Source organism: Streptomyces abyssomicinicus (genome assembly GCF_008974245.1).
GTDB lineage: Bacteria > Actinomycetota > Actinomycetes > Streptomycetales > Streptomycetaceae > Streptomyces > Streptomyces abyssomicinicus.
Window position 1 is genome coordinate 84876 of the sequence record NZ_BBZI01000006.1, and the last position, 3920, is coordinate 88795.

1 protein-coding gene is annotated in these 3920 nt (G+C 72.6%); it reads right to left on the reverse strand.

The window, feature by feature from the left end:
- Window positions 1-3920: SDR family NAD(P)-dependent oxidoreductase (locus GBN72_RS08255; RefSeq protein WP_151771926.1), on the reverse strand; the 3920-nt coding region annotated here is incomplete at both ends.

A 3920-nucleotide genomic window follows, 5' to 3' on the forward strand; every position in this document is an offset into this window, starting at 1 on the left:
GTCGAGGTGGAAGAGGGAGTCGTGGGTGGGGGTGGTGTCGAGTTGTTCGGCCGTGACGGGGCGCAGGGTGAGGGTGTCGATACGGCCGAGGGGCGTGCCGGTGGCATCGGCCAGGTCGAGAGCGATCCCGCCGTTGTTGGTGGTGATGCGGGTGCGCAGGACCGGTGAGCCGACCGCGCTCAGGTGCACGCTGGTGAAGGCGAAGGGCAGTCCGGGGCCGTCGATTCCGGTGGGCAGGCCGCTGATGCCGATGGCGTGGAGGGCGGCGTCCAGCAGGGCGGGGTGGATACCGAAACGGCCGGCTTCCGCCCACGCCTCCTGCGGCAGCGCGACCTCCGCGAACACCTCCCCCTTCCGCCGCCACACGCCGCGCAGGCCCTGGAACACCGGGCCGTAACCGAACCCGGCATCCGCGAGGACCTCGTACAGGCCCTCCACCGAGACGGGTTCCGCCTGACGCGGCGGCCACTCGGTGAGCGCCACACCCGCCTCGACCGGCGCGGTCGGGGTGAGGTAGCCGGAGGCGTGCCGGGTCCAGGAGTCGTTGTCGTCGCCCGCGGGCGAGGAGTGGATGGTGACCGGACGGCGTCCGCCGTCCTCGGCCGCGCCGACCACCACCTGCAGACTCACCCCGCCACGCTCGGGCAGGACCAGCGGAGTCTCCAGCGTGAGGTCGTCCAGGACCGGGCAGCCGACCCGCTCACCGGCATGCAGAGCCAGCTCCACGAACGCGGTTCCGGGCAGCAGCACCGTCCCGAACACCGCGTGATCCGCCAGCCACGGATACGACTCCAACGACAACCGACCCGTGAACAACGAGACATCCTCACCGGCGACAGCTACCGAGCCGACGGCAAGAGGATGGTCCTCGAGGAGCAGGCCGACCGAGGACAGGTCCGTGCGGCTGCCACCGTTCAGGGAGGACGCCAGCCAGAAACGTTCGTGCTGGAAGGCATAGGTGGGCAGGTCGACCAGGCGCGCGCCGGTGCCGGCGAAGAAGGTCTGCCAGCCGACGCTCTCACCGGCGGCGTGGGCCTCGGCGAGGGCAAGGACCTCGGAGCCCTGGAGGTCTGCGTCCGGAAGCACGACGGTTCGCCCGCTGGCTGCGGCGGGGTCGGAGGCCAGTACCTCCAGAGCCGTCAGGAAGTCCTCGCGAGAGATCGCGACCAGAACGGTCCGGTGCTCGAACCGGGAGCGCGTCAGGGCGAGGGAGTAGCCGATGTCGATGACGGAGATCTCGTCGTCGGACCGCAGTCGCTCGAGCAGTCGTCGAGCCTGTCCGGCGAGGGCCTCGGGGGACTTGGCGGACAGCACCCACGGCACTGCGGGGAGCGCGGTCTCCGGCTCTTCCGTCCCGGTGGCCGGGGCGGGGTCGGGCTCGGGCTCGGGCGACTCCAGGATGACGTGTGCGTTGGTGCCGCTGATGCCGAAGGAGGAGACACCGGCACGGCGCGGCCGGTCGTTCGTCTGCGGCCAGTCGCGTGCTTCGGTCAGCAGCTCCACCGCTCCGGCGGCCCAGTCGACCTTCGACGAGGGCTGTGCGGCGTGGAGGGTGGGGGGCAGGATGCCGTGGCGCATGGCCATGACCATCTTGATGATCCCGGCGACACCCGCGGCGGCCTGCGTGTGGCCGATGTTGGACTTGATGGAGCCCAGGAGCAGGGGCTGGTCCTCGGGGTGCTCCTGGCCGTAGGTGGCCAGCAGTGCCTGCGCCTCGATGGGGTCGCCGAGGGTGGTGCCGGTGCCGTGGGCCTCGACGGCGTCGATGTCGGCGCCGGTCAGGCCGGCCCCGGCGAGTGCGGCGCGGATGACGCGCTGCTGGGACGGGCCGTTGGGGGCGGTGAGGCCGTTGCTGGCACCGTCCTGATTGACGGCGGAGCCGCGCACGACCGCGAGGACCTGGTGGCCGTTGCGGCGGGCGTCGGAGAGACGCTCGACCAGCAGCACGCCGACGCCTTCGCCCCAGCCGGTGCCGTCCGCCTCGTCCGAGAACGACTTGCAGCGCCCGTTGGAGGCCAGACCGCGCTGGCGGGAGAACTCGGCGAAGGTGGTCGGGGTGGCCATGACGGTCACACCGCCCGCGAGGGCCATGTCGCACTCGCCGGAACGCAGGGCCTGAATGGCCCAGTGCAGGGCGACGAGCGACGACGAGCACGCCGTGTCCACCGTGACCGCCGGGCCCTCGAGCCCCAGCGCGTACGACACGCGGCCGGAGAGCACACTGCCGGAGGTGCCCAGCCCCAGGAACGCCTCGACACCGTCGGGAATCGCCTCGGCGCCGGAACCGTAGTCGTGGTACATGAGGCCGGCGAAGACGCCGGTGCGACTGCCACGCAGGGACAGCGGGTCCACCCCGCCGCGCTCCAACGCCTCCCACGAGGCCTCCAGCAGCAGGCGCTGCTGCGGGTCCATGGCCAGGGCCTCACGCGGTGAGATCCCGAAGAAGTCGGCGTCGAACTGGTCGGCGTCGTAGAGGAAACCGCCCTCCAGGGTCAGCGAACGCTGCTCCGGGTCGTCCGCAACCGCCTCGGCGTACAGGCCGTCGAGGTCCCAGCCGCGGTCGGTGGGGAAGGACGAGATGCCGTCGGTTCCGGTGGAGACGAGTCGCCACAGGTCGTCGGGCGAGGACACACCGCCGGGGTAACGGCACGCCATGCCGACGATCGCGATCAGTTCGTCGGAGCCGGCGGGAGCGACGGCGGTCGGCCCGTACGGGGTTGCCTGGGTGCCGTTCCCCGAGAGACCGCCGGTCAGCTCCTGGGTCAGGAACTCCGCCAGGACGATCGGGTTGGGGTGGTCGAAGACGAGGGTGGCGGGCAGGCGGAGGCCGGTGATCTTGCCGAGGCGGTTGCGGAGTTCGACGGCGGTGAGGGAGTCGAAGCCGAGCTCGGTGAAGGCCCGGCGGTCGGGGACGGCCTGGGCGGAGGCGTGGCCGAGGACGGCAGCCACCTCCGACCGCACCGTCTCCAGCACCGTCTGGACCTGCTCCTCCGCCGTCTGCCCCGCGAGGCGCGCCGCCAGGCCGCCGGGCGCCGCGACATCCACCTGAGCGGCGGTCCGCCGGTGCCGCACCGGCACCAGGTCGCGCAGCAGGGGAGTGATCTCGGCCCCCTGCGCGGCCGCCTTGCGCATCGCGTCCAGTTCGACGTGGACCGGCACGAGCGCCGCCAGACCGGTGGCGACACCCGCGTCGAACAGGGCGAGGCCTTCGTCGGGGGCGAGCGGGGGTATGCCGCCGCGGCGCATGCGGGCGAGGTCTGCGGCGTCGAGGTTCTGGAGCATGCCGCTGTCGGCCCAGGGGCCCCAGGCGAGGGAGGTGGCGGGCAGACCGGTGGTGTGGCGGTGGGTGGCGAGGGCGTCGAGGAATGCGTTGGCGGCGGCGTAGTTGGCCTGGCCGGGTCCGCCGAAGGTGCCGGCGGCGGAGGAGTAGAGGACGAAGAAGGCGAGGTCGAGGTGGGTGGTGAGCTGGTGGAGGTGCCAGGCGGCGTCGGCCTTGGGCCGCAGCACGGTGGCCAGTCGCTCGGGGGTGAGGGACTCCAGAACGCCGTCGTCGACGACGCCTGCGGCGTGGACCACACCGGCGAGGCCGGGGCCGTCGGGCGCGGTCAGTTCACCGACCAGTGCGGCCAGGGCGTCGCGGTCGGTCACATCACACGATGCCCACCGCACGTCGGCACCCAGCTCCCGCAGCTCCTCCACCAACGCGGTCGAGGGGCGACGCGAGACCAGGACGAGGTCCCGCACACCGTGGGTGGTGACGAGGTGCCGGGCGATCAGGCCGCCCAGGGCACCGCCGGCGCCGGTGACCAGTACCGCCCCTTCGGCGGCCGGCAGGGTGGTGTCAGCGGACGTGGTGGTGCGGGCGAGTCGGGGGACGAGGACCTCGCCCGCGCGGATGGCGAGCTGCGGTTCGTCCAGGT